19 protein-coding genes, 1 tRNA gene and 1 pseudogene are annotated in these 23,529 nt (G+C 29.8%); 7 read left to right on the top strand and 14 right to left on the bottom strand.

Annotated features, from left to right (window positions below):
• The first annotated feature begins 15 nt into the window (after positions 1-15).
• Genes L8W64_RS00360 through ccsA form a run of 4 tightly spaced genes read left to right on the top strand, consistent with a single transcriptional unit; the run spans position 16 to position 5,448 of the window.
• Positions 16-1,824 (top strand): rhodanese-like domain-containing protein, encoded by a 1,809-nt coding sequence (locus tag L8W64_RS00360; RefSeq protein WP_263672579.1) that lies wholly within the window; start codon positions 16-18, stop codon positions 1,822-1,824.
• A gap of 28 nt (positions 1,825-1,852) precedes the next feature.
• Positions 1,853-2,083: a hypothetical protein gene (locus tag L8W64_RS00365; RefSeq protein WP_263672580.1), complete on the top strand. Its 231-nt coding sequence runs from the start codon at positions 1,853-1,855 to the stop codon at positions 2,081-2,083.
• 56 nt (positions 2,084-2,139) lie between these two features.
• Complete coding sequence (locus L8W64_RS00370; protein WP_133318861.1) at positions 2,140-2,739, top strand: SoxW family protein; 600 nt, start codon at positions 2,140-2,142, stop codon at positions 2,737-2,739.
• Between the two features lie 9 nt (positions 2,740-2,748).
• On the top strand, positions 2,749-5,448 hold the full coding sequence (gene ccsA, locus L8W64_RS00375) for a cytochrome c biogenesis protein (RefSeq protein WP_263672581.1): 2,700 nt from the start codon (positions 2,749-2,751) through the stop codon (positions 5,446-5,448).
• A 1-nt stretch (position 5,449) separates the two neighbouring features.
• Here the strand turns inward: ccsA and L8W64_RS00380 are convergent, their stop codons facing one another.
• The 10 genes from L8W64_RS00380 to L8W64_RS00425 form a co-directional block, all read right to left on the bottom strand.
• Entirely contained in the window at positions 5,450-5,674 is a 225-nt protein-coding gene (locus tag L8W64_RS00380; RefSeq protein WP_133318859.1) for a hypothetical protein, read from the bottom strand.
• Entirely contained in the window at positions 5,667-6,626 is a 960-nt protein-coding gene (gene lpxD / locus L8W64_RS00385) for a UDP-3-O-(3-hydroxymyristoyl)glucosamine N-acyltransferase (protein WP_263661691.1), read from the bottom strand. The genes L8W64_RS00380 and lpxD overlap by 8 nt, the downstream gene beginning before the upstream one ends.
• Positions 6,623-7,090, bottom strand: a complete 468-nt coding sequence (gene ilvN / locus L8W64_RS00390) for an acetolactate synthase small subunit (RefSeq protein WP_263672582.1) — start codon at positions 7,088-7,090, stop codon at positions 6,623-6,625. Before ilvN ends, lpxD begins: the two co-directional genes overlap by 4 nt.
• Positions 7,087-8,796, bottom strand: a complete 1,710-nt coding sequence (locus L8W64_RS00395) for an acetolactate synthase large subunit (protein ID WP_263672583.1) — start codon at positions 8,794-8,796, stop codon at positions 7,087-7,089. The genes ilvN and L8W64_RS00395 overlap by 4 nt, the downstream gene beginning before the upstream one ends.
• Before the next feature lie 83 nt (positions 8,797-8,879).
• The gene (locus tag L8W64_RS00400) at positions 8,880-9,437 is read right to left on the bottom strand and encodes a 2-oxoacid:acceptor oxidoreductase family protein (RefSeq protein WP_263660781.1); all 558 of its coding nucleotides are present in this window, start codon (positions 9,435-9,437) and stop codon (positions 8,880-8,882) included.
• Positions 9,434-10,279, bottom strand: coding sequence for a 2-oxoglutarate ferredoxin oxidoreductase subunit beta (locus tag L8W64_RS00405; RefSeq protein ID WP_133318855.1), 846 nt, complete (start codon positions 10,277-10,279; stop codon positions 9,434-9,436). The genes L8W64_RS00400 and L8W64_RS00405 overlap by 4 nt, the downstream gene beginning before the upstream one ends.
• 1 nt (position 10,280) lies before the next feature.
• Positions 10,281-11,405 carry a 2-oxoglutarate synthase subunit alpha gene (locus tag L8W64_RS00410; protein ID WP_263672584.1) on the bottom strand — a complete coding sequence of 375 codons (1,125 nt, stop codon included), beginning with the start codon at positions 11,403-11,405 and terminating at the stop codon, positions 10,281-10,283.
• Between the two features lie 9 nt (positions 11,406-11,414).
• Entirely contained in the window at positions 11,415-11,729 is a 315-nt protein-coding gene (locus tag L8W64_RS00415; protein ID WP_133318853.1) for a 4Fe-4S binding protein, read from the bottom strand.
• Positions 11,730-11,902: 173 nt separating this feature from the next.
• Positions 11,903-12,799, bottom strand: a complete 897-nt coding sequence (locus L8W64_RS00420) for a malate dehydrogenase (RefSeq protein WP_263672586.1) — start codon at positions 12,797-12,799, stop codon at positions 11,903-11,905.
• Between the two features lie 18 nt (positions 12,800-12,817).
• Positions 12,818-15,319, bottom strand: a complete 2,502-nt coding sequence (locus L8W64_RS00425) for an AsmA-like C-terminal domain-containing protein (RefSeq protein ID WP_263672587.1) — start codon at positions 15,317-15,319, stop codon at positions 12,818-12,820.
• Between L8W64_RS00425 and mltG the strand changes: the two genes are divergently transcribed.
• Positions 15,306-16,259: an endolytic transglycosylase MltG gene (gene mltG / locus L8W64_RS00430; RefSeq protein WP_133318850.1), complete on the top strand. Its 954-nt coding sequence runs from the start codon at positions 15,306-15,308 to the stop codon at positions 16,257-16,259. The two genes, L8W64_RS00425 and mltG, sit on opposite strands and share 14 nt — an antisense overlap.
• Here mltG and L8W64_RS08940 read toward each other — a convergent pair.
• Positions 16,260-17,780: pseudogene (locus L8W64_RS08940) on the bottom strand (DNA translocase FtsK); the annotation flags it as partial.
• 1,361 nt (positions 17,781-19,141) lie between these two features.
• Positions 19,142-21,364, bottom strand: coding sequence for a flagellar hook-associated protein FlgL (gene flgL, locus L8W64_RS00440; RefSeq protein ID WP_263672588.1), 2,223 nt, complete (start codon positions 21,362-21,364; stop codon positions 19,142-19,144).
• A 158-nt stretch (positions 21,365-21,522) separates the two neighbouring features.
• Here flgL and L8W64_RS00445 point away from each other — a divergent pair.
• Positions 21,523-21,609 (top strand) — tRNA-Leu (locus L8W64_RS00445).
• A 192-nt stretch (positions 21,610-21,801) separates the two neighbouring features.
• A complete protein-coding gene (locus L8W64_RS00450) occupies positions 21,802-22,980 on the top strand; it encodes a tyrosine-type recombinase/integrase (RefSeq protein ID WP_047208317.1) in 1,179 nt (392 codons plus the stop codon).
• Here the strand turns inward: L8W64_RS00450 and L8W64_RS00455 are convergent.
• Both L8W64_RS00455 and L8W64_RS00460 read right to left on the bottom strand, forming a co-directional pair.
• The gene (locus L8W64_RS00455; RefSeq protein WP_012661534.1) at positions 22,973-23,158 is read right to left on the bottom strand and encodes a helix-turn-helix transcriptional regulator; all 186 of its coding nucleotides are present in this window, start codon (positions 23,156-23,158) and stop codon (positions 22,973-22,975) included. The genes L8W64_RS00450 and L8W64_RS00455 overlap by 8 nt on opposite strands.
• A 1-nt stretch (position 23,159) precedes the next feature.
• Positions 23,160-23,516, bottom strand: coding sequence for a hypothetical protein (locus L8W64_RS00460; RefSeq protein ID WP_012661535.1), 357 nt, complete (start codon positions 23,514-23,516; stop codon positions 23,160-23,162).
• Positions 23,517-23,529: the final 13 nt, after the last annotated feature.

Here is a 23,529-nt window from a genome sequence, read left to right on the forward strand (position 1 = left end):
AATAAGGAGCTAGTCTTGAAAAATTTAATTACTCGACTTTTTATTGTGCTTTTTACTCTTTTTATGCCATCAGGATTTATTTTTGCTGAGGCTAATGGAGAAATAGGCTCAATAGAAGGTGTAAAAAGCATTAGCTTAGCACAAGCTCAAGAAATGCTAGATCAAAACAATACTTATTTTTTTGATGTCAATTCAGAGCAAGATAGACAAGCTAATGGTTATATACCTAATTCCATATCAACCTATGTGGAAAATTGGCAAAATTTATTACCTAATGATAAAAATGCAAATTTAGTATTTTATGGTTTAAATCGTTTTAGATTTGAAGCTTCTCAAGCAGCTGCAGTTGCTATAGAACTTGGCTATAAAAACTCTGTTGTAATGCTTGATGGTATAGAATCATGGGTAACTTCAGGTAGAAAAGTTGAAAAAATAGACACAGTTAAATGGGAAAAAGCTAAAGAAATTATCGAATTTAAAGACACTATCCACTCAAGATTTAAATTTAGCAACACCCCATCTTGTCGTGATTGTCATGCTCAAAAAGGTAAAGGCATTAGAGCTGATATTGCAGCAAATAAAAACCTAATCAATCAAAAATGTGCAACTTGTCATGAAAAAGCAAGCAATGCTTTAGCAAAAAGCGCTCATGGGGTGCAAGAGTTCTTACCCGCTCAAGATATGCAAAAGAAAAAAGAAAAACCATCTTGTGCAACTTGTCACTCTATTCATATTACCCCAAAACATTCAGGAATTTATTCACAAAAACAATTAGTTGATCAAAAATGCACACAATGTCATAAACAAAAAAGTGCAACTTTTCATATGACTTTTCATGGTAAAGGTATGTTTTTAAGCACTCCAGGTGAAACTCCAAGTGTTGCTACTTGTTCTGATTGTCATGGAAAACATAATATTTTAAAATCAAGCGAAAGAAGCTCAACTCTCTCGCCAATTAACCGTGTTCAAACTTGCAAATCATGCCACCCAAATGCAAATGAAAATTTCGCAAATTGGATGGCACATGCTGATCATAGTGATGGCGAAAAATATCCTGGATTACATGGTGCTTATATATTCATGACTATTTTGGTCATTTCTGTATTTGTTTTCTTTGGAGCCCATACTATACTTTGGTGCTTGCGTTTAATTGCTATGCGTATAAAATATCCTAAAGAATGGAAAGAAGCAAGAAAAGCAGCACATGAAGATAAAGTAAGAGTAAGAAGATTTAGCACTTTTCATAGAATTCAGCATTTTTTTATGGCAGTTAGCTTTTTGGGTCTTGCATTCTCAGGCTTACCGCAAAAATTCTATGATTCAGCATGGGCTAAACCTATGATTGATTTAATGGGTGGAGATATCATTAACGCTGCAACCATACATCATATTTCAGCCATAGTAATGTTTGCAGTATTTTTCTCTCACATTGGAGAAATCATCATCGTAAATTGGAAACGCCGTGATGTAGCAAGGGATCCAATAACTGGCAAAATAAGCTTTATGAAAGTTTTAAAAGCTACTTTTGGGCCTGATTCTTTAATGCCAAATTGGCAAGATTTTAAAGATATGAAAGATCATTTTAAATGGTTCTTTGGTTTTGGACCAAGACCGCAATTTGACCGCTGGACTTATTGGGAAAAATTTGACTATCTAGCAGTATTTTGGGGTATGTTTATCATTGGTATTTCAGGGCTTATTTTATGGTTTCCTACTTTCTTTGGTAAATTTTTACCAGGTGAAGCAATCAACTTAGCAACCCTACTTCACTCTGATGAAGCTTTACTTGCTACAGGATTTATTTTTTGCAATTCACTTCTTTAATACGCATTTTAGAGCAGATCGCTTCCCTATGGATATGGTGATTTTTTCAGGAAGTATTAGTGAAGAAGAGATTAAACAAGAAAGAAGCGTATGGTATAAACGCTTAAAAGAAAGTGGAAAATTAAGCACTTTATATGAAAATAAAAGTAATTTCAAGGCATATCAATACTTAGCTAAGCTTGTAGGATTTGCAATGCTAATCACTGGCTTAGTATTTTTATTTTTAATGCTTTATACTTTCTTTAACACTATCTTATAACCTTATTCGCTATAATAGCGAATAAGGACTTTTTCTAATTTTTTCAAGGATTTTAAATGTTTAAAACAATACTCTCACTTAGTTTTTTAAGTATTTTTTTTATAGCTTGTTCTAATGAAGAAAAACTTGATTCTAATTTAATCTCAAGCGGTACACAATTTTCTAAAGAAAATTTACAAAAAGCAAATGATTTAGATAAAAAATCTTATGAAGAAATAGCCTATTTATTTAAAGATAATACAAATATAAAAAGTGATGATAAAAACATTTTAATCATTTTTAGCGCAAATCACTGCTTATATTGTGATAAATTAAAAGAAGAAATTAAAAATGATAAAAAAATACAAGAACTTATAAAAGACAAATACAGCTCATATTATATAAATATAAGCTATAAAAAAATTCATACATTTTATAAAAACCATAAAAGTGACTTAAGTACAGCTGAACTTTCTAGTATTTATGATATAGTAGCCACCCCTACTATTGTAATTTTAAACAAAAACAGCCAAACTTTGCTAAATTATCCTGGTTTTATTAGCGCAAAAAGACTAAGCGCTACAATGGAGTTTTTAAATCAAAAAGAAAATCAAAATTTAGACGAAGCAACCATAGCACAAAAACTCATACATTTTTATAAAGAAAATAATATTTAAAGGTTAAAAATGCAGTATTTTTTTTCTTTTGCAATGAGTTTTTTACTAATGAGTATATATGCCATAGCTTGTGCTGTGGCAACCTTTATAGAAAATGATTTTGGTATTAGCGCAGCTAAAGCTTTGATTTATAATAATGCTTGGTTTGATATGTTGCATTTATTACTAGGTTTAAATTTAATCGGAGTGATATTTTATAACAAGCTTTTTCAAAAGAAAAAATACTCTATCTTGCTTTTACATTTATCTTTTATAGTGATTTTAATCGGTGCTGGACTTACTAGATATTTTGGCTTAGAAGGTGGAATGCATATAAGAGAAAATCAAAGCTCTAACACCATAGTTACTAGAGAAGAATTTATAAAAATTACTGATTTTGATACTAATGCCAGTTTTGAATTTCCTATTAGCTTTACCCCGCTAACTCAAAAGCATTTTGAAAAAACTATTGACTTAAATGGTGAAAAATTAATCATAAGCTCTATCAAATACACTCCACAAAAAGACTCTATCACACCTGCTAGCTTAAAATTAAATATTAATTATCAAAAAGCAAATACACAAATAATCTTAAATCCAAATTTTACAAACAAACAAGCAGTGCATTTTAACTTACAGGGAAAAAATTTTACTATCAATTGGGGACCAAGAGAAATTAAGCTTCCTTTTGCATTACACTTAAAAGATTTTATACTAGAGCGTTATTTAGGCTCTATGAGTCCATCTTCTTACACTTCAAAAATTCAAATCATAGATAAGCAAAATAATATTAATCTAGATTATGATATTTTTATGAATAATGTTCTTGATTATGGTGGATATAGATTTTTTCAAAGTTCTTATGATCAAGATGAGCAAGGCACTATACTTTCAGTCAATAAAGATCCTGGTAAAATCCCTACTTATATAGGTTATACTTTATTGATTTTGGGATTTTTATGGGTTTTATTTGATAAAAACTCAAGATTTCATCGTTTAAGCATTTATTTAAAAAAAGGTCAAAGCTTTGTATTGTTTATTTTGCTTTTTGCAAATTTACAAACTCCGCTTTTTGCACAAGAAAATAAAAATGAAATTTTAAATTTAATCTCAAATTTACAAAAAAATTCCTATGAGCATTCTTTAAATTTTGCAAGATTACTTGTGCAAGATCATAATGGTAGAATCAAACCTTTAGATACTTTGGCAATGGAGTTTGTTTATAAAATCACTCAAAAAGAAAAATTTTTAAATCTTCACTATGATCAAATTTTTCTAGCAATGATGATTTATCCTAAAGAATTTAGAAAAATCAAAATGATAGCTACAAAAACAAGCAAGCTAAGAGAATTAATAGGCGCAGATACAAATGAAAAATACATAGCATTTGATGATGTGTTTGATAATGGGGTATATAAACTTAGTAATTATGTTGAAGAAGCTAACCGCAAAAAGCCTTCATTAAGAACTAGCTTTGATAAAGATTTACTAGCCTTAGATGAAAAAATAAATCATGCATATTATATTTATAGCGGTCAAGCTTTAACTATTTTTCCTGATATTAATGAGCAAAGTTTAAAGTGGTATTCTCCGGTGCAAATTTTACCTTTTGCAAAAGAAGATGTAGAGCGTTTACAAATGCTTTTAGTTAGCTATTTTTTACAAGTTCGCAATGGTGTTGAAAATAATCAATGGCAAGATGCAAATGAATTTTTGCAATCTTTAAAAGATTTTCAAAATCACTATGGAAGTAGTGTTTTACCGCCAAAAGAAAGATTAGATCTTGAAATACTGCTTAATCATTATAATATCTTTGATAATCTAACTTTTGTTTATATTAGCTTTGCGTTAGTATTTTTCTTCTTAAGTTTTTATACTATATTAAAAAATATTTCTTTATCTACCTTTGTATATAGATTTTTTTACATCATTTTAAGTATATGTGTAATCATACATGCACTAGCTTTAATCATTCGTTGGTATGTAGGTGGGCATGCTCCTTGGAGTAATGCTTATGAAAGCATGATTTATATAGCTTTTGCTTGTGTGATGAGTGCTGTGATATTTTTTAGAAAATCACTCTTGGCTTTATGTGGTGCGAGTTTTTTAGCAGGCATTTCACTTTTTGTGGCTCATCTTGGCTTTATGGATCCTCAAATTGGGAATTTAGTACCTGTTTTAAAATCATATTGGCTTAATATTCATGTTTCTATTATAACAGCAAGTTATGGATTTTTAGCACTTTGTTTTATTGTAGGAATTTTAAGTTTATTTCTTTTTGCCTTAAGAGGTAAAAATAAAAATATAGATTTAAACATCATTAAATTACACTGTGTTAATGAAATGTCTATGATAATAGGGCTTGCAATGCTTACAATAGGAAATTTTTTAGGCGGAGTTTGGGCTAATGAAAGCTGGGGAAGATATTGGGGTTGGGATCCAAAAGAAACTTGGGCTTTGATTTCTATTGTAGTTTATACCATGGTATTACACTTAAGATTTATTTTTAAAGCTTATTTTATTTTTGTTTTTGCAAGTGCTAGTGTTTTAGCCTTTTATAGTATATTAATGACTTATTTTGGAGTAAATTTTTACCTTTCTGGGCTTCATTCTTATGCAAATGGTGATGCTTTTCCTATACCAACTTTTGTGTATATTTTGATTGTACTTAATTTTGTTTTAATTATTAGCGCAGGAAGGAAAAGGGATTTAAAAACGCCTAGTTTTTAAACTAGGCCTTGCTTTTTTCTATTTCTTGAAGTGCATGGATAAGATCTTTTAAATTTTCATAAGGAATATGAACTTTCCAATCTATTCCATTTTCTTTTTTCAAAGCCACACCTATACTTAAGACATCATTGCTTCCTATACCATAAGGATTAGAAAGATTACAAAGACTTATTTCTCCACTTTTACTACCATGTAATTCTATAGTTTTAAATATTTTTTTACTCATGTTTATCCCTAAACGCTGTGATAATTTTTGCTTGAAATTTTAACCAATCTTTTTGAAGCATAATAGGAAAACCACCATAAACCCTAGCACCTTCTAAATTTTTAGTGACCCCGCCCCTTGCGGCTATGGTAGCAAAATCCCCTATTTCTAAATGTCCGCTTGTAGCACTTTGCCCACCCATGGTAACATTTTTACCTAAAATACTTGAGCCTGAAATTCCACTTTGAGCTACTATAAGACAATTCTCCCCTACTTCACAATTATGCCCTACTTGAACAAGATTATCAATCTTTGTGCCTTGCTTTATGATAGTGCTTTCAAAAACTGCTCTATCAATAGTCGTGCAAGCTCCAACTTCCACAAAATCTTCTAAAATAACATTCCCATTGTGATAAATCTTATAATGCTCGCCATTTTTTGTATGTGCATAACCAAAACCATCGCTACCTATAACACAATTTGCTAGCAAATGGCATTTTTTACCTATTTTAGTGTCATTATAAATCACAACATTTGGATGGATTGTAGTATATTCACCTATACTTACATTATCGCCTATATAAGCTCCTGCCATTATCACTACATGATCAGCTATTTGGACATTTTCTCCAATATAAACATTTGGCATAATCTTGGCACTTTTAGCGATTTTGGAATTTTTCTTTTCACTAGAAATTAAAGGTTTAGCAAAAAGCTTACTTAAAAGCGCAAAAGATAAATGTGGATTATCAACAACTAATTTAACACAATCTTTTGAAACTAAATTTTCGAATTCTTTTGAGACTAATATAGCCCCAGCTCCACTACTTGCAATTTTTTTAGAGTTTTTTTCTCCATCGCAATAACTAAGTTCAGTAAAACTTGCATTATTTAATGAATTTAAAGCTGTAATTTCTATATCATCTCCGCAATATTCTATGCCTAAAAATTTAGCAATTTCACTAATTTTCATTTTACCTCCATTAAAATAGAACCACTTCTAACTACACTAATAGGATTATACTTTTTCATAGTTTTTAAAAAGTTATCGATATTTTTTGCATCATCACTTGCCATTACTATAATAAACTCATCATCACTATAAGTCACACTGCCATTATAAGCTTTTAATATGGCATCTAAACCTGCAAAATTTTCATTTAAAGCAATCTTTACCAAAGCTGTTTCTTTTTCTATAAAATCACTAGAATCAATTACCTTATAAGTAGGTATGAGTTTATGAAGTTGTTTTATGATTTGCTCAAAAACTTTTTCATCGCCTAAAGTAACGATATTTATCCTTGAGAATTCTTTATCATCAAATGGAGCAACCGTAAGAGATTCTATATTATAACCGCGTCCTGAAAAAAGCCCGACAACGCGTGATAATACCCCATGCTCATTTAATACAATGACAGAAATTACTCTTCTTTTCATTTTTTATCCTTGTTTTTATAGCTAGGTAAAATCATATTATAAATAGCTCCGCCCGCAGGTACCATAGGTAATACATCTTCATAACGATCTATAGCTACATTTAAAACACAAGTTTTTTTAGATTCTAAGGCTGCTTTAAAAGCTTTTTGAAATTCTTCTTTATTAAAAACATTATAACCCTCACAATGAAAACCTTTAGCAATAGTAACAAAATCAGGTTGACTTGTTAGATCTGTATTAGAAAATCTTTCTTTATAAAACATACTTTGCCATTGTCTTACCATACCTAAAAAAGAATTATTTAAAATAATATTAATCACTTTGATTCCATAAGCACTTGCTGTCATTAGCTCTTGTATATTCATTAAAAAAGAACCATCACCTACAAAATTTATCACCACTTCTTTACCGACAGCTAATTTAGCCCCAAGTGCAGCCGGTAAAGAATACCCCATAGTTCCTTGCCCACCGCTTGTTGCAAGTTGTCTTGCATAATTAAAAGGATAAAATTGCGCTACCCACATTTGATGCTGCCCCACATCAGTAATTATCCTTGCATCAGGAGCTAATCTAGCACATTCTTCTATAACCCATTGAGGTTTTAAAACTTCATCATTATCTTCATAGATTAAAGGATATAATTGTTGATAGTTTTGTAAAGTTTTAAACCATTCTTGATATTTTGTGTTGTCAAAACTTTCTTTTTTTAATTCTTCTAAGGTATCTAAAATAACACTTTTAATATCCCCAACTATAGGAAAATGCGCTTCGATAATTTTAGAAATAGAGCTTGGATCTATATCAATATGAACGATTTTTGCACCCTTAGCAAACTCACTTGTTTTACCAGTAATCCTATCATCAAACCTAGCACCCACAGCAATGAGTAAATCACACTCACTTAAAGCGATATTTGCACAATAACTTCCGTGCATACCTGCCATTTTTAAATTAAGCTCATCATCACTTCTTAAAGTCCCTAGAGCCATTAAAGTTTCAACTGCAGGAATTTGACAAAAATGAATTAATTCTCTTAATTTGTCACTAGCATTAGAAGCTATACAACCTCCACCTAGGTAAAATAAAGGTTTTTGAGCATTTTTAATCAAACTTACTAATTTTTTAATTTGCTTGATATTTCCTTTATAGGTTGGCTTGTAAGTTTTCATAGAAATTTCTTTAGGATAATGCCATACACCCATAGCAGCAGTAACATCTTTAGGTATATCAATATGCACAGGCCCTTTTCTACCTGTTGTAGCAATATAAAAAGCTTCTTTTAAAATTTTAGGTAATTCTTCGATATTTTTTACTAAATAATTATGCTTTACACAAGGTCTTGAAATACCTATAGCATCGATTTCTTGAAAAGCATCTGTTCCTATTAAAGAATTTGCAACTTGAGCTGAAATTAAAACCAAAGGTATAGAATCACTATAAGCGGTAGCTAAACCTGTAACTGTATTAGTAAAACCAGGTCCACTTGTAACTACTGCCACACCAACTTTACCACTCATTCTAGCATAAGCATCAGCACTATGTAAGGCCGCTTGCTCGTGTCTGACTAAAATGTGTTTAAAATGAGTTTGCTTGTAAATTTCATCATAAATATTTAAAGCCGCACCACCAGGATAACCAAAAACTACTTTAACATTTTCTTCTTTTAATGCTTCACAAATCATTTGCGAGCCATTTAGCTCTTTCATTATTTTACCTTTTTGCTTAAAATGGAAAATATTATAACGATAATTTAATAAATATTATTTTACAAGAAAGAGTTTCTTGAAAATCAAGAAACCACTTGTGCTTTTTTAGCGTATTCTATACCTAAATCAAAAGCTTTGGCATTTGCTTCTTTAGTTTTTGCAGGTACCATATCAAGCATAGTTTGTTTTAATGCATCAATATCAATACATTTACTCATATAAGCAGCTATAGCTAAAGCAACGACTGATTGAGTAGCTACATTCCCTACTTCTTCTTTAGCTATAGTAATAATAGGAATTTCAAAAATTTTCCATCTTGTATAATCTTCTTTACTTGGATGAACTAAATTTGGCTCTATAACTATAACACCACCATCACAAACACCGTCTTTAAAACTATGATAACCTTTATCAGCAGTTGAAAGCATAAAACTAACTTCACCTTCTACTGCATAAGGAAAAAAGATTTCATTTTCATCAACGATAATATCAACCTTAGTTGGCCCACCTCTAACTTGAGAAGTATAAGTAGAAGCTTTAAAAGCATTACGCCCTTCTTTAATGGCGGCTTTAGCTAGAATTTCACCTGCAGTGATAACCCCTTGTCCACCTTCACCACAAAATCTTAATTGATATTTCATTTTAATACTCCCAAATCAACCATTCTTTTTTCTTTCAAGGCTCTTCTAACTTCCTCATAAGCTTCACAATATTCTGCTTTGCTTTCATCTTGGTGTAAAATTCCTGTAGGGAATTTATCCGCTCTTTGTTCATAGTCTAATTGTTCAAATTTAGACTTTTCAACACAGCGATTTTTAATCCAATCAAGCATGCTTACAGCTTCGCCCATTTTGTTTTTTCTACCTAGGTTAATATGGCAGTTTGAAAATACATCTACAAAACTATAACCTTTGTGAGATAAAGCTTTAAAAATGATATTTTCAAGCTTATTTGCCTCTATAACATTTGTTCTTGCTACAAAAGAAGCCCCAGCGGCTTTAGTAAGCTCACAAGCATCAAAATTTGGGTCTATATTACCTGCTTGAGCTGTAACAGTGTAAAAGCCTTGTGGGGTAGTTGGTGAAGTTTGTGAATTTGTAAGACCATAAATAAAATTATTGATTAAAATATGAGTTAAATCTATATTTCTTCTACATCCATGGATGGTATGATTTCCACCAATTGCTAAAGTATCGCCATCTCCGCTTACTACGATTACATGTTTTTTAGGGTTTGCTAGTTTAATCCCTGTTGCATAAGCAATAGCTCGACCATGAGTAGTATGGACTGTATTGCAATTTACATAAGAACTCATTCTACCACTACAACCTATACCAGAAACTAAACAAACATCATCCATATTCCAGCCAAGTTTTTGAATAGCTCTAATAATAGCTTTTAAAACAACACCATCCCCACAACCCCAGCACCATTGTGTTGGAAGTTTATCTACTCTTAAATATTCATCATAATTAAAAGCCATTTTACATATTCTCCTTTACTTTAGCAATAATTTCACTTGGGGTTATAGGGCGACCATTTGCACGGTGCAAGCTAATAAAATCATCTCTTTTGCTTACTCTTTGAATTTCTTCTAAATATTGCCCCATATTAAGCTCACTTACCATAACTTTTTCAAATTTAGATACTACTTGAGCTATTTTTTTCTCAGCTACTGGATAAAGGGTAATAGGTCTAAAAAGCCCTACTTTTAAACCCTCTTCTCTAAGTCTTAAAATAGCTTCTTTAGCAGATCTTGCAACGCTACCATAGGCGATGATTAAAAACTGCGCATCATCACACATAAACTCTTCATAAGTAAAAATTTCATCGGTATTATTTTTAATCTTACCAAATAATCTTTTGATATTTTTATCTACTATTGCTCCATCTTCTGTTGGAAAGCCTATGTCTCCATGATGAAGTCCTGTGATATGATAACGATAACCTTCAAAGAAAGGATTTAATGTGGCAGCTTCATTTTCACCTGCTGCATAAGGTTTGTAATCTTTTTTATCACCCGTAAATTTTTTTCGGTTGATAATTTCTAATTCTTCTAAATCAGGTAATTTTGCCTTACCATTCATGTGTCCTATGGTTTCATCTAAAAGCAAAAATACTGGAGTCATGTATTTTTCAGCTAAATTAAAAGCTCTAATAGTTTCAGTGTAAGCTTCCTCTAATGAAGCAGGAGCTAAAGCTATACTTGCATAATCTCCATGTGTTGGAGCTTTTGCTTGAAATAAATCACCTTGCGCAACCCTTGTTGGAAGACCAGTTGAAGGACCACCTCTCATAACATTTACAATTACTAGTGGAATTTCAGCTATAAAACCCAAACCAATTTGTTCAGCTTTTAAAGAAATTCCCGGCCCGCTGCTTGCTGTCATGGATTTTACTCCACTCATAGAAGCACCTAAGGCCACGCTAATACCCGAAATTTCATCTTCCATCTGTATAAAAGTACCATCATTTTTTGGTAACATATGGCTTAGTTCATGTGCTATTTCAGAACTTGGGGTAATTGGATAACCACCAAAAAATTTACAGCCACAATCAATCGCAGCTTTGGCTACTAAAACATTACCTGTTGATATAACTTCTCTCATTTTGTTTTCCTATGCATTTAGTTTTTTATATTTATTTTCTTTAACAGCTTGTGCTCTTTCTTTAGCTTCTGGTGTAAGCTTTGCAAATTTAAATTCATCTCTTTTGGCAACAAAGATCGCAAAATCAGGACAGTGACTTTCACATTCACTACAGCCTATACAAGAATCAGGATGAACCACTTCTATCATCTGTCCTAAAACTGCACTGATTTCATCTCTCATTGCTAAAACTCCGGCTGGACAATAGCTAACACAGATATTACAAGCTTTACATCTTGCTTCATCAACCCAAACTGGTGTATTCTCTGGAGCAATCATTAATATTCCTTTCTAGTTTTTTGTAATTTTCTAATGATTTTTTATTAAAAATTATTTTTAAAACAAACTTTTTATTATAGCGAATTTATAGCATGATTAAATATTATTTAAAAGATAAAATAAAACTAATAAGATTTTATAACACAAAGTAACATTAGGAGTAAAAAACTCCTAAAAAATTATTTATAATTATACTGAATAAAAGAATTTTCCAATGCAATTTGTTCTTGATTGTCTAATTTTAATTCTAAAGTTTCAAGCACCCCGTCAAGACTAATCCTTGCCATAACTCCAAAAGCTTTTTCTCTTATGCCATATTCTCCATCTAAAATCACACATACTGGTAAAAATTCTCCACTTTTTAAAGCCTCTATCATTCTCACGCAAGCACTAGCAGGAGCTAAATAGGCTGAAGTTTTTAAATATTTTATAATTTTAGCACCACCGGTTTTAACCTCTTGTTCAATTTGAACAATATCTTGCTTATTTAAGACTTCACTTAAAGCTTTATTTTGCACTTTACTTTGAGATTTTACCAAAACCATACTATCATTGTGAAAACCTATAAGCTTAGTATCTATATAAGAAGTTTTTATATCTAATTTTTTGCTCACTTCGTATTTAAATCTAGCATTATCTAAAACACCTGCCATAGCAATGATTTTTTTTAATGAAAATAATTTACTTTCATAAAGAGCGTTGAGTAAAAAATCTACAGGATTGCTTACTATGATAAACAAAGGATCGTTGTTAAATTTTTTAATATTTTTTGCACACTCAAGCATAATTTTAGAATTAATAGCAAAAAGCTCATCTCTACTCTGACCTTCTTTTCTAGCTACACCTGCACTAAAAATAACCGCTTGAGAATCTTTTGAGTATGTATAATCATCCGTACAAGTTATTTTAATATCAAAATTAAAAGCGGCTATGCTTTGACTTAGTTCTAATTCTCTAGCAAAAAGCAAGTCTTTATTAATATCAATCAATATAATCTCATCTATTAATTCTCTTAAAATTAAAGCATAAGCAATGCTTGCACCGACATTTCCTGCTCCTATGATGGTAATTTTCATCTTAGCTCCTTTGTGGTATTATTTAACTAAATTTGTCGGTAATTCAAAAATATTTTTTATCAAATGATAAGGAAGTTGCAAACTCTGTGCGATAAGTTGAGTTTTAAACTCGGGATTATCAATTGTTCCACCTAGTTTAATTTGTGTGCTAATTTGCCTGTCTTTGCCTAATATAATTTGATTGATAATTGGAACTTTAGAAATAACCGAACTAGCTGATTTTAGCGTTCTAAGCTCTAATAAACCATCCACTTGACTACTTCTTAAATTGATTTTAGCTTGACCTAAAATATCTGCACTATCACCATTAAAATTTAGCGCATCTATTTCAAAAAGATCTTTTTTGCGATTAAAACTTATACCAGCATTTTCTACACTAAAACCTTTTTCATTAAAAGTTGGGGCTTTAAATAAAATCAAACTAGGTATGGTATCAATAAAACTTAAGAGTTGCTGATGAAATTTTAAATCTTTTAAATAAGTATCTTTAAATAAAAATTTGCCTTTAAAAAAATCAGTACTATTACCATCTACATAAAGATTAAACTCGCCTTTTTCAAAAACATTTTGACGCATAAAAGTATTTAGAAAATCATCATCCATTTTTAAAGCTCTAATTTGCATTTGATTTTCTTTAAGCAAAAGCTCAAATTTAGACTCATTTCTATTAGCCCAAGCTTTTATATAGTCTTTTTTGATTTTAGCATTAAATTGATCAAAATCTAAAGTTTTGTTAAAATCTTTTAAGATCAAATCTATATTTTTAGCACTGATATTATAATTTGAATTTTCAAGATTATCTAGTGTGTTTTCTGTATCTTGTTCTGAAAATAATAAATTAACATTATTTAAAGTAATGTTAATATCATCATTGTCTTTTTGTGCAAAAACACTACCACTTGCGCTAGTTAAATTAAAATCTTCTCCTTTTATTTTTATACTAAAACTATCATACTCATAAGGATTATTATCCTTATAGAGTAAAAATGATTCAAAAGTAGTATTATTTATATCTACATCAAAATCTTTAAAATTTAAAGTATCTAATGACAACTCTCCATCATGCACATTATTTTTTTGCATTAATTTAGAATAAGTCTTATACTTTGCAAGCTTAGCAACATAAACAGACATACCTTGATCAAAATTTAAAGTCGTAGTAAGCTCTTTATTATATAAACTGATATTTTTATCATAGTTAAGATCTAAATCAAGAAATTTATTTTCCATTTTTAAGCTATCTTGTGGTAATTTTAAATTTGCTATAAAGGTCTTAAAATCACCTTTTTTTTGCTTTAAATCAATACTTGCATTAAAATCACCGCTGATTAATTCACTTTGTACACTTGCATTTTTAATCTCTAATTTATCTTTTTGTAAATCAATATTTGCTTGTATGATTTTAAAGTCACTTATATTTATATTAGAATTTACAATATCAAAATTTCCTTTATATGAAATTCTTTCAGGGTGTTCAAAAGGAATTTTTAAAATTAAATCAGTCTTTGCAACACCATTGTTTTGTAAAAATGGTAATTTTATATCATATAAACGCAAAATTTTATTCACTCTATAATCAGCTCTAGCATTGTCACTTTTTATGCGTATATAAATTCCTGCTTTTTCATTTAGCATATTGTCTATATAAATTTGACTTTGATTAAGATTGTAATTGTTAAAATATAATTTATCATAGATAAATTCTAGTTTTTGTTTATTAAATTCAAGCCTTACAAAAGGACTAATGATAGGATCTATACCTTTATCTAAAACCACTTTCAAGTTATTTACATAACCTTTAGCACTAATATCATTCAAATAATATCTATGTTTTCCAAAATCTGCAAAGCCATTTAATTTCTCTATAAAATAAAAATCAGCCTTTACCTTACCGCCCACCCAAAGAGCAAGATTAGAAGGCAAATGCACTCCATTTTCCACTAAAATATCAAAAATTTTTGAAATATTATTTGAGCTTATATTTTCTAATTCATAAGCAATCTCTTCTCTTTTAAGTGAGAATTTAACATCACTTTTTAAAAAATCACTATCAATTTCTCCTTTAAAAGTATAAAATTTTGTCTTAGGATTGATAAGTAAAGAGCCAACTACACTAAGGTTATGATCTTTTAAAAGAAAATTATCAATATTAGCTTGTATATTTTTATCACTAATTTTTAAATTGACTTTTACTAAAAGATTTTTACTGTTTACAAAAAATAGATTATTTTTATAAATTAATTCCACGGGATAGTTATTAACAAAAATTTCATCTATATTGATTTCTTGAAAAAACCAATAAATATATTTTACATCTTTGATAAGCTGTACAGCTTTACTCGCACTAGTTTCATTTTGAGTGTTTTGATTTTGAGAATTTACTATAACTTTTTTTGCATTTAAAATGAGTTTTTTATCTAATTTAATATATAATTTCTCCAAATTAATAGAAGAAATTTCTAATTTTTCTATGTAAATTCCATTTTTGAGGTAAACAAACAAAACAATGAAAAGTATCATAGGTAATGCTAAAAATTTAAGAATTTTTTTAATATGTTGTGATTTGATTTTAATTTTTCTTTTATCCATTTTTTACTATCTACTTTTACCTATAAAAACAAACTCTGTAGTTTTTATACCACAAGGTTCTGTTAGTAAGATTATAACGCAATTAGATAAAAATAACTATAAAATGAGCAATATTGACAAATATACTTTATATTTTTTAGGCCATCCACAATCTGGCTGGATAAATATAGGCACAAAAGAACTAAATAGAGCTGAATTTTTACATAAGCTTACCGTCGCTAAAGCAGCACTTGAAACTATTACTTTAATTCCTGGGGAAACGACTGAAATTTTCTTTGAAGAATTAGCACCAAAGTTAAATTTAAATGCCAAAACCTTAATGCAAGAATTTTACAAACAAAGCCCTTTTAAAGAAGGTATGCTTTTTCCCGAAACTTATAAAATTCCAAAAGGCATTACAGAAGAGCTTTTAGTAAAATATCTTTTGGCTTACTCTGCAAGTGAATTTAAAAAACTTTCTTATAAAATTTTTAGAGAATACAATGAAAAAAAATGGCATGAATATATCATCATTGCTTCCATTATACAAAAAGAAGCAGCGAGTAATGAAGAAATGCCTATAGTTTCATCTGTGATTAGAAATCGCTTAAGAAAAGGCATGAAGCTTCAAATGGATGGGACATTAAATTATGGAAAATACTCTCATGAAAAAATCACTCCACAAAGAATAAGATCAGATAATAGTTCTTACAATACTTATAAATTTAATGGCATACCAAAAGAAGCTGTGTGTAATGTTTCATTTGAAGCTATTAAGGCAGCTATTTTTCCTGCTAAAACAGAATATTTATACTTTGTAAGAGATAAAAAAACCAATAAGCATATTTTTACCTCTACTTTAAAAGATCATAATAAGGCAATAAGAAATTGATTATAAAATTTCTCTTTGACCTTTTGCATCAGGTTCGCTTAAAACACCTGTTTGTGAAAGTTGTTCTATAATATTTGCTGCGCGGTTGTAGCCTATTTTTAAGCGTCTTTGCAAATAAGAAATACTAGTTTTTCTATCTTCTAAGATTACAGCCTTTGCTTCTTCATAAAGTTCATCTAAATCTCCATCATCAAATTCACTTCTTTTATAGGCTCCATCTTGACTATCATCTTTTAAAAAGCTCTCATCATATTCTACTACTTGTTGAGCTTTTAAAAACTCTACAATATTTTCGATTTCATTTTCACTTGCAAAAGGTGCGTGCAAACGCACTAAACCACTCATACCAGGAGGAGTAAATAAACAATCTCCACGCCCTAATAAACTTTCAGCCCCCATAGAATCTAAAATAACCTTAGAATCTATCTTTTGTCCTACTTTATAAGAAATTCTACTTGGTAAATTTGCTTTTACAACACCAGTAACAACATCTACTGAAGGGCGTTGTGTGGCTACGATTAAGTGAATTCCACTTGCTCTTGCCATTTGTGCTAAACGACCTATATAAAACTCTACATCCTTACCTGCTGTCATCATTAAATCAGCCAACTCATCGATAATCACTACAATAAATGGTAAAATTTCTCCACCTTGTTCTTTGATTTTTTCATTGTAATTTTCTATATTTTTAGTTTTTGCTTCAGCCATCAAACGATACCTGCGTTCCATTTCAGCCACCATATTTGATAAAGCATTTACTGCCTTTTTAGGATCAGTAATTACCGGTGTAAGTAAATGTGGAATATCATTATAAATACTAAATTCAAGCATTTTTGGATCTATCATCATTAATCTTAGTGTTTTTGGCGAATTTCTATAAAGCAAAGATAAAAGCATAGAATTTATACCCACACTTTTACCACTTCCTGTAGTTCCTGCTATTAAAAGATGAGGAAGCTTTTTAAGATCTGTGATGAAAGGATCGCCTACTATATCTTTACCTAAAGCTATAGTTAAAGGTGAGCTAGAATTTTTAAATACCTCACTTTCTAAAATTTCTCTTAAGTAAATCGTATCGATTTTTTCATTTGGAACTTCAATTCCCACTACATCTTTACCTGGGATTGGAGCTTGAATTCTTATAGTTTGAGCTTTTAAAGCCATAGCTAAATCATCTTGTAATGATAAAATTTTACTTACTTTAACATCTGCTGCTGGACGAAATTCAAAAGTAGTTACAACAGGACCTGTGTAAGTTCTAACTACATCTCCACCTATTTTAAAGCGTCTTAATTTTTCCAATAAATCATAAATTTTTCTATCTATTTCTTCTTCATTTATCTCGCTTTTGCCTTCTTTTGGCATAGTTAAAAAATCTAAAGGTGGTAAAGAAAAATCTTTTGGTTTTTCAAAATTTCCAAAATCAAGATCTTTCAACAAGGCTTTGTTTTCACTCACTTCATTAGTGATAGAATGGTGTGTTTTATTTTCTATTACTTCTATTATAGGCTCTTGGGTAATCTCAAATGGAATTTTTTCTTCTTTAACTTCATTTTGCGCTTCTTCTACTACAAAAGGACTTTCATAGTTTCTTTTACTTCTTAGCTCTTCTATACTAATAGGCTTAGCAAAATCATCTTCACTAAAATCAAGTTCTTTTACTTCATTTTGCGGAATAAAATCTTCATCTTTAAATTCTTTTACCCCTAAAAAGCTAGTTTTATTTTGAATTTTTTTAAACTCAGCTTCTTTTTGTGCTTCTATAGCATTTAATTCTTCAATTTTTTTAAAATCCTCATTAAGCTCTTCTAAGATTTTTTCTTTTTGCAAGGCTTTATATTCTTCTAGCAATTTAGCTTTTTGTAGCATTTGCTCACGCTCTTTAAGCTCTTTGGCAAACAAAGAATTTTCTTCTATCACCTCTTCTTTGTTTTCGTTTAAATCCATATTGCGTCTTTTATAGCTTGGTTCATCTAAATTTTTACTTTTTAAAGTTTGAGTATAAATATCTTCACTTTTATTTTTGTATTTTAATAAATACTCTTCAGGGGTCATTTCATCTTCCTTTATATTTATTTGACTAGCTTTTTGAGCAAAACTTGCAATAGGCTCTGAAAGCTCATGAATATAACTTGAACCTAGCTTTTTATCCTCTTCACTAATCACAACCTCTTCTAATTCTTGATTTTTTAAATCTTCAAGATTAAATTTTTTATTCTCTTGGATTTCTTTTTTTGGTAGCTCTTTTTCCTTGATAAGTTCTTCTGTTTTATCTTTAATTAAAAGCTCTTGCTTGAGCTTTTCTTGTTCTTCTTTGGTTTCATTTTCATATTTATCGCCACCAAAAAAGCCAAAAATTTTATTTTTAATTAAAGTTTCAAGTTTTAAATAAAAATCAAAATCAAGCTCTATTTTAAATACCTCTTTGATAATTTGCGGAAAAGAAATACTAAAAGCAAAAGCTAAAAGCAAAATCACCAAGATCAAACTTCCTATTTTTCCAAAAAGTCCATCTAAGATTACAAACATAGCAGAGGCTATATAGCCTTTATCTTGCAAGAACGCTGAAGCAAAAATAAGTGAAGCAAAAATACAAGCAAAAACAGCCACACTAAATCTACGCTCTATAAGTTCAAAATTATAGTTATTTTTATACAAAAGATAATTAAACCAAAAAAAGACAAAAGGGTAAAATTTAGTCAATGATCCAAATAAAAAATAACTAAGTTTTGCCAAGGAATACCCTATAATACTTACTAAAGCTTGATCGGGTATCAAAGCACTTAAGCAAAAATAAAAAATAAAAATATTAGAAATAACAAAAATAGCTTCTTTTTTTATAATATATCCTTTATAAAGAAAAAAGCTATTATATCAAAAAATTATAAGTAGTTTAATAAACTAATTTGAGAAATTTTAGAAGTAGCCGAAAGCATAGCTTGATAAGATACCATAGTTTGCATAAACTGCATATAAGTTTGCCCATAATCAGCATCAGTTACACCGCTTTTAATAGAAGCTACATTGATATTTAAAAAAGTCATTCTTTTATTTGTCTCTTCTATATTATTAGTGTAAGCTCCTATGGTTGTTTGCATTTTTCTAACATGATCTTGCAAATGATCTATTCTTTCTAAAGCCCCTTGTAAACCTGTATTTCTAGGATCACTTCCTTCTGAATCAGCTCTCATACTGCCATTTAAAACAGCATCTATCATCTCATCTAAATCTTTAATCAAATCAACATTTGGATCATCAATAGTTAAAGAATTATTTGCACTAAATACAAAACCTGATCCATTTACAGAAGTACCTGCTGGAGGAAAACCGCTATTTGAATTTGAATCCTTAATAGTAAGACCTATATTAGTGTTACTTGAAAATTTATCAGTAATACTTATACGACCTTTATAGTCCATACTAACTTCAACAAAACCTTTAGAATCAGCTATGTCTTGTTGGATAGTTTGAAAATCATTATTATTAATAGTACCATTTGCATTTGCATTTATAGTTGCTGTGGGAACATTATCACTTGCAAACATACCGATAATATCGTTTAACTGGCCATAAGTAATATCTTCAGGTCTTGTTTGTATACCCACTGCATTACCTGTATTTTCATTATATTGAGAGTGAGTAATAGGAAAACTTATAGTTTGATTAGGATTGTTTGGATTAACATAACTTACAGTTGAAGTTTCCAAATTTATAGTTACATTATAAGTTTGTCCACTTTTAGAAACAATTTCCATTTGGAGTTGTTGACCTTGCATGCTTCCATTGGCATTTGCTACAACTTCACTTAACTTTGTACTATCAGTAGCATATTCACTTGTACCTTTAATCACTTGAGAAACATTGCCAAAAACAGTATTTCCATCTTTTTCAAAAGGCACATCATAACTAGCCCCATTAGTTTTATCACCATTGATGTTACTTTTAATAAAATCTGTTTTGTGCAAGTTTACAGTAAATTGCTCGCCGCCAACTTCTACTGTTACTGGATTTCTAGTGTTATTTAAATTTCCTCCGTGTGCTGCTTGCATAATACGATTGGTTACATCCTCCATGCTAATACCTTCTCTTTGAGCAGCAGCACTTAAGGCTTTGATTTGTTCTGCATCTTGAAGCTGTGGAGTTAAAGCAACAGCATGAAAATCTAAAGAACTACTTCCTTCTTTTAAACTCTTTATTTCTATCTGTCCGCTATCATTTAATGCTACTTTAACAACCTCATTTCCCTCTGTATTTCCATATAATCTTCCAATATTTTTTAATACATCTTCAATTTTTGCATCAGGATCTATATCTAAAGTAGCTTTAAAACTTGTTCCATCAGGTCTAACACCTTGAATATACATAGCTGAATGCGGGAAAGGAAGTTTATCATCATAACTATCTTGAAAATTTTTATCTGGATCAAGTTTTCCATTTTGAACATAGTTTTGGCCTATTAAATGTGAAAATTTAGATTCTCCGGTTAAAAATTCTTTTTTGTCCGGATAACGAGCATCAGTAAAAGAAACATTTGTTGAAATAATTTTATTGATATTTGAATCAGGCTTAAAAAATAAATCCCATCCAGGTATATTATAAGGAATTTGGGTGCCAGCGCCACTTACTACAAAAATATTATCTTTATTCCCAGTATAATTTCCATAATTATCAAAAGGTTTATTTGCACTATTTGATCCTGCAAAGAGATATTGCCCATTGATACTAGTATTAGCAATATTTACAATAGAATCTCTTACAAGTTTGAGTTCTTTTGCTATAGCCTCTCTTGATTCTTGAGAATTACCATCACTTGCAGCTTTTGTGAGTAATGTTTTAAATTTTTCTAAAAGTTCTGTGATATTTTTCAAGGCAGTATCTGTGTTTTTTGCTAGCTCCATAGCAGATTGAGTTCCTTGAACTATTTGACCTATGTTTGCCATCTCATATTCTAATCTTGAGCCATTAATATAAACATTTGCATTTTCCCAAGAATGCTGAATAAGCTGACCTGTTTGTAGTTGCAAATTATATTTATTAAGCAAAGACTGACCATCTGTGTAGTTTTGTATAGAAGTGTAGTAATTATACTGATTGCTAATTCTCATTATTTTGCTCCGCAAATAAATTTTTTAATTATTTACAAGCAAAAAAAGTTCCAAATTTTAATGATATTTAAATTTTTTATATAAAATATTTTATATTGTTTTAATTTTTTTTTAGTATAATCCCATATTCTATTTAATTATTTTAAAACTTTCAAAAAGCCCGAGTGGTGAAACTGGTAGACGCGCCAGACTCAAAATCTGGTAAGGGCAACCTTGTGTCGGTTCGAGTCCGACCTCGGGCACCATTTGTTTTTTACTCCCAAATGTTATTTTTCAATAAATTATCTTTAAAATCCTATATTTAAGGGATTATATAAACATTCTTTTTTATTCTATTTTGTTATTTTTTGTGTTAAAATATTGCAAAAAAAGTGGGTTACTTTTAAAAAAGTGGGCTACTAAATGGGTTACTTTTTACAATAATACAAAGAATAAAAATGGCAAAAATTAATAAACTTACAGATAGTTTCTTAAAAAGCGTAAAATGCGATAATGGTAAAAAATTTATAAAATTTAGCGATCCTAGTATAAAGGGATTATATGTTTTTGTTTATCCTAGTGGTAGAAAACTATTTAAAACAAGACAAGCTAATGATACTTATATAACACTTGGGGAATACCCCTTGCTTTCCCTAGCAGAGCTTAGAGAAATAGCTATAAATTCGCACAAACTAAAAGCCAAGGGTCAAAACATAAGCAATGCAAAAAGATTGAAATTTGGCGTATTATATGATGAAGTATTAGAAAATGCAAGAAAGAGTAATTTAGCAGCGAAAACAATCCAAAGAGGTCTAAGCTACAAAGAAGGTATTTTTAAATCTTTAGAATATAAAAATATTAATGATATAAAAAGAGTAGATATTGTTAATATTTTAAAGACCATAGAGCATAAAAGCGCTACGCTTCAAAAAGCAAAGATATGGATAAATAAAGTATTTGAATATGCTTTACAACTTGAGATCATAGAAAACAATCCCGTAGCTTCTATCAAAAACAATATTGTATTTAAAAAACCAAATCAGGTTATACACCAACCTACCCTATTAGATGAATCTGATATTAAAGAATATATAAATACTCTAATACATTCAGATATCAAACAAAGTCATAAAAATTTAATGCTTTTTGTGCTTTTAACAGCCCAAAGACCTGGCAATGTTATAAAAGCTACTTGGGATGAGATAGACTTTAAAAATGAAATTTGGACTATATCAGCTCAAAAAATGAAAATGCGTAAAGAGCATAATATAGCATTAAGCAAACAAGCCATAAGTATATTAAAAAATCAATATGCAATTAAAGTCAATGATTATGTTTTTGCTGGTTCTTCTAAAAAAGGATGTAATAGTGAAAATATCACATGCAATACCAATAAACGCTTAGGATATAAAGGAATTCAAAGCGCACATGGATTTCGTGCTATGTTTAGAAGCATTGCAAACGAAAAGCAATTAGAACATGGAGTAAGTATGGATATAGCAGAGCAATGCTTAGCTCATGAGCAAAAAAATGCAATATTGAAAGCTTACAATAGAAGTAAAAATATAGAATTAAAAAGAAGATTAATGCAGTGGTGGGGAGATTATATAGAAAAACTTGCAGGAAAGCTTAGCTAACCTTGCAATATTTTATCCAATCATCGATTTCTTTCTTTTCATACATTAAAACTTTTCCTACTCTAACACCCTTTGGAAAGTTATAAATGGCTTGATTTTTTCTCATTCTCATTTTTCTTATCCTATCAACGCTAAAACCCAAATACTGTGCAACTTCTTTTGTACTTAATAATTTCATATTAATCCTTTTTAATGTTTGTTTCTAAATTGAGTGATTTTATAATGGCTTTTTGCTCTTCATAACTTAAAGTATGTGCTAATAATACTTTGACATTCTCAAAATCAAAACTATTATAAGAAACTCTTGTATCTATAAGTTTTATACATATTCTTTTAAGCTCTACATCAAGCCAAGCCTCTATCTTCCAATAATGTCTAATTTCTTCTTCTAAAGAGTTACATCCATTAGAAAACGAAAGATCATTTCTTATAGAAAGAAATTCTTTAAGCATTTTTGATAATTGTTGTTTTATTTCTTCTAAGTGTTTTTCTATCAAATTTCTTTGATCTAAAAAATCTTTCATCATTTGTAGCATGTAATATCCTTTT

Origin of the sequence: Campylobacter sp. IFREMER_LSEM_CL1097 (assembly GCF_025772225.1) — a bacterium.
Lineage (GTDB): Bacteria > Campylobacterota > Campylobacteria > Campylobacterales > Campylobacteraceae > Campylobacter_D > Campylobacter_D lari_D.